Genomic DNA, 6,051 nt, shown 5'->3' with positions numbered 1-6,051 from the left:
GCCCCGGCGCCCGGGCGGCTCCGGCGGCCCAGGCGGCCCAGGCGGCTCCGGTGGCTCCGGCGGTGGGGCGCCGGGTTCGCCCGGGGCGGTGACGGCCCCGGGTTCGCCGGGGCTCCGCGGGGTAGGCGCGCGCCATGGAGGACATCGGACCCCCGGCGGACGGTCCCGCCGCCGGTGACGACACGGAAGCGCTCGACCTCTGCGACCAGTGCGGACGGGTCGTCGCCACCGCCGACCTGCTCGGCGCGCTGGTCCCGGACTCCTCCGCCCTGCACCCCACCCGGTCCGCGCTGGACGGCCGACGGCTCGTCCTGGCCTGCTGCGTGGAGCACCTGGCCGCCCTGATCGTGGAGTACCGCCACCGCCCGTTCGTCTCCGCGGAGCAGTGGGCGGGGAAGGTCTGCCGGGCGCTCGCCGACTGCGCGGAGCCCGTGCCGCTGGACGTGGTCGCCCGGCCGAGCGGCCTGTCCGTGCGGCAGGCGGTGGAGGGGGTGGAGTGGCACAACGCCCGTGCCCGGGAGTGGCGCAGGCGCTACGGCGAGCCGGGCGGCGACTGACCGGGGGCGTTCACCTCCGGCGCCACGTCGGGCTCGTGCCGGGGCCGTACCGTCCCCGGCACGGCCCCGGCGGCCGGTTACGGGAGCCGGCTGTGCTCGGTGCGGCTCTCCGCGATGCGCTGCGCGGCGAGGTCGCGGGCCCGGTCGCGGTCGTTCCCGGTGAGCCGGGCGAGGATCGAGGCGAGCGGCCGCACCTTGCCGTAGCCGCCCCAGTGGCCCTCGGGGATCTCGGTCGGGAAGACCCAGATCCGGCCGGGGTCGCGCGGCCAGGCGCCGTCCTCGGCGTCCAGGATCGCCTCGGTGACGTCGGCGATGACGCCCGCGCGCTTCCGGGCGTCGAGCTGGCCCTCGGGGACGGACGGGACGACCTTGTAGCGCGGCGCGTCCGCGAGCTCGCCGCCGACGTAGACCGCGGCGGGGCGGTGCAGGAAGACCCAGGACACCGAGCGGGTGACCGGGTCGGCGGGGTCGAAGCCCTCGTGGCCGATCAGGATCTCGGTGATCCGGTTGAGCAGCGCCGCCTCCGCCTCCGGCCGGAGGGCACCGTCGGGGATGTGGACGTCGAGCATCGGCATGGCCGTCTCCTCCTGGATTTAATTTCTCAACTCAGATGGTCCGGAGCCTAGCCGGGGCTGGGTGCAGATTGTCAACCCAGGTGCGGTGAAGGGATTAGGATCGGACCATGGCAGAGGTGGAACGGCAGGAACGGCGACGGATCGACCCGGCGAACTGCTCGATGGGGCGCGCCCTCTCGGTGGTCGGCGAGCGGTGGTCGCTGCTGATCGTGCGGGAGGCCCTGGACGGCGCGAGCCGCTTCGGGGAGTTCCGCGCCCGGCTCGGCATCGCCAGCAACCTGCTCTCCACCCGGCTCGACGGCCTGGTCGGCGCGGGCGTGCTGCGCAGGGTCGCGTACCAGGAGCCCGGCGACCGGCAGCGCTTCGAGTACCGCCTCACCGCGAAGGGCAGGGACCTGCGGCCCACCGTGATCGCCCTGCTCGCGTGGGGCGACAAGTACCTCGCCGACGAGGAGGGGCCGTCGGTCGTCGTCCGGCACGGCACGGCGGGGGACCACGACTGCGACGAACCGGTCGCCCTCGTCCTGGAGTGCGCCGCCGGGCACTCCCACCTGACCCCGGACGCCGTCTACCGCAGCCCCGGCCCGGGCGCCCGCTTCCTGCCGGCCTGAGCCGCGGCCCGGCCGTGGTCGGGACCCGGGCCTTTACGACCCCAGCAGGTCGTCCAGCACCCGCCCGAAGGCTAGCCGTCCCGCCCCCGCGAGGACGGGATCGAGCAGCCGGGGCAGGCTGGTGACCGTCAGCTCCTCCGTCCAGACCGCCGCACTGCCGCCGCCGACCGCCCGCACCCGCAGCTCGGCCCAGCCGCGCACCGGGCGGCCGCGCTTGAGCAGCAGGCACCGCCCGTCCCGCCCGGGCCCGGGGGCGACCATGTCGCCGAGCTCCATCGGATCGTCGAAGCCGAGCGGCCCGAGGCCCGTCCGCGCCAGCACGACGTCGCCCACCTCCCGCCCGTCGCCCCGGACCGCCGAGACCCGGGTCAGCGGCACCCGGTCCCCGTGCCGGGGCCAGTCCGTCAGCCGCTCCCAGCACTCGACGGGCGGCAGCGGCGTACGGCGGATCAGAACGAAGCGGGCCACGACGGCCACCCTACGGCGTGACCGGCGGGTGGGGCTCCGTGCCCTGCTCCCCGGCCCGTGCCCTGCTCCCCGGCCCGGGCCCGCAGCCGGGCCGCGGCCTCCTCCCGTGACCGTCCTGCGGCCGTGCGCCCCGTGCGCGCTACCGCGCGCTCCTTCCGCGAGCCGGACCGCACACCGATCATGGACATGAAAAACCGGAACGATCACCTACGCACGGCGGCGTCGGCCGGCTCGTCCACGCCTCGCCCGCCGCCGTCGCCGTGTGCGCCGGGAGGTCGCGCCGGACACCGACGAAGCCCCAGGAGAGGACCGCGATGGCCATACCCCTGCGCACGCGCCTGACCCGCATCGCCACGCTCGGCACCGCACTCCTCGCCGCCGTGGCGGCCGTCCCGCTCGTGGCGACCCCCGCCGCGGCCGTCGCTCCTACAACCTCTGCTACACCCCCACGACCACGACGACGATGAGCAGCATGTGGGTGCGGTTCGACGCCGAGAAGGCCCGGCTGTGGAGGACGGCGGACGCCAACGGCACCACGTACACCCTGAACTCGCCGGTCCTGGAGAACGTCTCCGCGAGCACCTCCCTCGGTGTCCTGAAGCCCCCGGCCCAGGCCTCGCGCGCCTGGCACGCCTTCGACACCCTCAACCTGCTGTGGTGGAGCCGTACCAACCCGGTCAGCCTGTGCTGGAGCGCGCACGAGCCGAACAACTCGGCCTGCACCGAGCTCACCGTCAAGTGGTACCCCGGTGCGACCGACGGGCCGCGGTACGGCCTCGACAACACGGTCTACCTCCCCGACGCCGACCCCGACGCCGAGCACGTCGTCCTGCACGAGGGCGGCCACTTCCTGATGGACCGCCTCTACGACGGCGCCTGGCCGCCCGACAGCGTCTGCAGGCCGAACATCATCTGGGCGGCCAGCTCCCGCCCCTGCGCGTGGGTCGAGGGCTTCGCCAACGCCACCGCCGCCTACCTGCTCGGCGACAACCGGTACGTCTGGGCGGACGGCAACAGCAGCGACTACGTCTACGGTGGCGGCTGGGACACCGGGGACCAGGTGCCCGGGAACGTGGGCGGCTCGCTGCTCGACCTCTGGCGGCAGCTCGACGGCGGTTGGGAGGGCACCGTCAAGGCGCTGACCACGAACCGCCCGGCCACCTTCGCCGAGTACTACCGCAACGTCCGGCCCGCCGCCAACCCGCCGCTCGCCACCACGGGCACGGCGCTCGACCTCACGGCCCGACACACCGTCCACTACGCCGTGCCGGCCGTCGGAGACGGCAAGTACCACGGCCTCACCGACGGCAACAACTTCGCGCTGGGGCGGGTGGACGGGTGCTGGGTGGGCGCCACCACCCAGACCGGCATGACCGCCTACGACCCGTCCGTCCCCGAACAGCGCTGGAAGCTGGACGCCAACGCGGACGGCACGGTGCGGATCTCCGACGGCTGCGCCACCCCGCGGGCCCTCACGTCGCTCGGGGAGTACAACCAGGTCGCCGTGCAGATGATCAACCCCGCGGACCCGAAGCAGAAGTGGACGGTCACCCAGAACGACAGCGGCACCCTGACCTTGACCTGTCAGGCGACCGGCCGCGTCCTCACCACCGCGAACGGCAAGGCGACCGTCATGCAGGCGAGCAGCACGAACAAGACCCAGCGCTGGGCCGTCCTTCCGTAGCAGGGCACGGCGGACCGAGAGTCGCCACCCATCGCCCGGAGCGGGAGGTCGGCGGGTCCGACCTCCCGCTCCGGGCGCGAGGGCGGCTCAGGTCTGGGCGGCTCCGCTGGGCGCCTTGCCGGAGGCCTCCGCCCCGGTCGGGCTCGCGGCGGCGCCGTCGGGTGCGCCGTTCCCGTTCGGGCTGTTCCCGTTCGTGCCATGACCGTTCGTGCCATGACCGTTCGTGCCGTGCCCGCTCGGGCCGTTCCCGTTCGCGCTCTGCCCGTTCCGGTCGGCGAGCGCCGCCGCCCCCGGCAGGTGCGCCTGGTGGTCCGGCGGGTAGAACTGCCGGGCCCAGTGCCGCATCGCGCCGATCGGCCCGTCGCCCGCGGCGAGCCGGGGCGGGGACACGTACCGCTTGGTGGACCAGATCGGGAAGTCCGCCGCGGTGAACTCCAGGTTGCGCTTGAACATCGGCCCCGCGAGCAGCCTGGTGACCACCCGGCTGACGGTCCGGGCGACGGCCGGCGGCAGCTTGGCCGGCTCCGACATGAGGAAGCGGCTGGCCTGCCGCAGCTGCATCCGGCCGGGGGCGACCTGGGTGGCCATGACCAGGGAGCAGATCTCCAGGCCGAGCGAGGGCGTGTGCACGTCGGTGTGCAGCGCGGTGAGGCCGTACCCGTCCACTTCCACGTGGACCTCGCGCATCCCGAGGAACGGGAAGGTCTCCCGGACCAGCATCGAGATGTGGAAGCTGGTGCCGTCGAACTCCACCGGCGCCGCCAACTCGCCCTGCGGCCAGCCGTGCAGGGTGACGAAGTGGCCCAGGTCGAAGGAGTTCTCCATGACGTCCTGGGCGTAGCCGGGCATCTCGAAGGACGCGTACCGCAGCGGCTGCCGCCCGTCGCCGAGCCGGTGCCAGGCGGGGATCTCCCAGTCCGGCTCCCGGCCGTCGTGGTGGCGCCAGACGAAGACCGCCTCGTTCACCTCGCGCACCGGCAACGGGGTCAGCGAGGCCTTGGGCGCCGGGGTGCCGTACCCGGTGCGCACGCAGCGGCCGTCGGCGTCGAAGGCGAACCGGTGGAAGGGGCAGACCAGCTCGTCGCCCTCGACCGCGGCCAGGCCGAGGTGGGCGCCCAGGTGCGGACAGTACGGGCGGATCGCGCGGAGGCGGCCGTTGCGCAGCCGGTACAGCACGACGTCCTCGCCGGCGAGCCGGCGGGTGAGGACGGTGCCGGGCTTGAGCTCGGCGGAGAAGGCGAGTGCGGACCAGCCGTCGGGGTAGGGCAGCGCCGGTGGCAGGGCGACGTCGGCCGCGGTGGGGCGGCTGCTGACGGGGTGGACGTGTTTGGACACGCGCATGAAGTCTCCTGTCGGTCTGCCCGGCGCCGCCCCTCCCAGGCGATTAGCGCTCGAACAGAATGGAATTCAGATGCTATCCACGGATCGGGAGCGGGCGCACGGACAATCTCCCTAATCCATAAGAAGTCTGATCATCATTCAGATTTACCGGTGCAAGAATTCGATGGATTTCGGTCCCGCCCGCCCGTCCGGTGGCGCGGGTGCCGGAGCCGCCCCTTCGGAGCGGCGGCCGCCGGCCCGCCGGGCGAGTCCGGTGCGCGGGGGCGTGCGCCGGTGCGCCGGGTCGGTGCGTTCGCCCAATTCGCTTGGTGAGACACTGAGTTGGCGAACCGGTCGGATGTGGTGGAGCATGGGCCGGGCCCGGTCTGTTGCGGTGCGTCTGCGCCGCGGCCGAGGCGCCGTACGGTTTGCTGGGGAGGAGGCGGTCCGGTGACTCCGGTGGAACGTCCGTTTCTGGTCCGGGGGAAGGCGGTACCCCTGGCCAGGTACCTGGCGGAGGAGGAGATCGAGGGCCTGGTGGCCTGTTCGTGCATCGGGAACGAGGTCAGCATCGACCTCGCGGACACCAGGATCCTGGTGAGCCTGGTCGACGTCGCCGACGTGGTGCGGCTCAACTTCCACATGGTCCAGGACGGCCCGGCCAAGCCCCGCTCCTGGTCGCGCCGGCTGCCCGTCGGCACCGGGCCGCGCGAGATCGCGTCCCGGATAGCGCTGGACGTGCGGGCCCTGGAGCGCGAACTGGCCCCGCGGCGCCGGCGCCCGCCCCCGGCGGCGCCGGCGCAGCACCCGCCGCCGCGGCACCCGCCGGGGGGTGG

Annotated in this window: 7 protein-coding genes; 4 read left to right on the top strand and 3 right to left on the bottom strand. The window is 74.0% G+C overall.

Going from position 1 to position 6,051, the window contains the following annotated elements:
* Window positions 1-134 precede the first annotated feature (134 nt).
* On the top strand, window positions 135-557 hold the full coding sequence (locus ABZW03_RS35890; RefSeq protein WP_355268137.1) for a hypothetical protein: 423 nt from the start codon (window positions 135-137) through the stop codon (window positions 555-557).
* Between the two features lie 77 nt (window positions 558-634).
* On the opposite strand, the gene ABZW03_RS35885 is transcribed toward ABZW03_RS35890, so the two are convergent.
* Complete coding sequence (locus ABZW03_RS35885) at window positions 635-1,132, bottom strand: hypothetical protein (protein WP_355268134.1); 498 nt, start codon at window positions 1,130-1,132, stop codon at window positions 635-637.
* Window positions 1,133-1,239: 107 nt separating this feature from the next.
* Between ABZW03_RS35885 and ABZW03_RS35880 the strand changes: the two genes are divergently transcribed.
* The gene (locus ABZW03_RS35880; protein WP_355268131.1) at window positions 1,240-1,743 is read left to right on the top strand and encodes a helix-turn-helix domain-containing protein; all 504 of its coding nucleotides are present in this window, start codon (window positions 1,240-1,242) and stop codon (window positions 1,741-1,743) included.
* 33 nt (window positions 1,744-1,776) lie between these two features.
* Here ABZW03_RS35880 and ABZW03_RS35875 read toward each other — a convergent pair whose 3' ends face one another.
* Window positions 1,777-2,211 (bottom strand): SRPBCC family protein, encoded by a 435-nt coding sequence (locus ABZW03_RS35875; protein WP_355268128.1) that lies wholly within the window; start codon window positions 2,209-2,211, stop codon window positions 1,777-1,779.
* A gap of 463 nt (window positions 2,212-2,674) precedes the next feature.
* Here ABZW03_RS35875 and ABZW03_RS35870 point away from each other — a divergent pair, with 463 nt between their 5' ends.
* Entirely contained in the window at window positions 2,675-3,895 is a 1,221-nt protein-coding gene (locus ABZW03_RS35870) for a hypothetical protein (protein WP_355268125.1), read from the top strand.
* 87 nt (window positions 3,896-3,982) lie between these two features.
* Here ABZW03_RS35870 and ABZW03_RS35865 read toward each other — a convergent pair whose 3' ends face one another.
* Entirely contained in the window at window positions 3,983-5,236 is a 1,254-nt protein-coding gene (locus ABZW03_RS35865) for a Rieske 2Fe-2S domain-containing protein (protein ID WP_355268122.1), read from the bottom strand.
* 438 nt (window positions 5,237-5,674) lie between these two features.
* On the opposite strand from ABZW03_RS35865, the gene ABZW03_RS35860 reads away from it, so the two are divergent.
* Window positions 5,675-6,051, top strand: a 377-nt coding sequence (locus ABZW03_RS35860) for a hypothetical protein (RefSeq protein ID WP_355268120.1), incomplete at its 3' end; no start/stop codon positions are given.

The organism is Kitasatospora sp. NPDC004799 (genome assembly GCF_040609095.1).
Classification (GTDB): Bacteria; Actinomycetota; Actinomycetes; order Streptomycetales; family Streptomycetaceae; genus Kitasatospora.
Note: the sequence above shows the minus strand (reverse complement) of the source record. Positions and strands in the feature narration are given on the sequence as shown.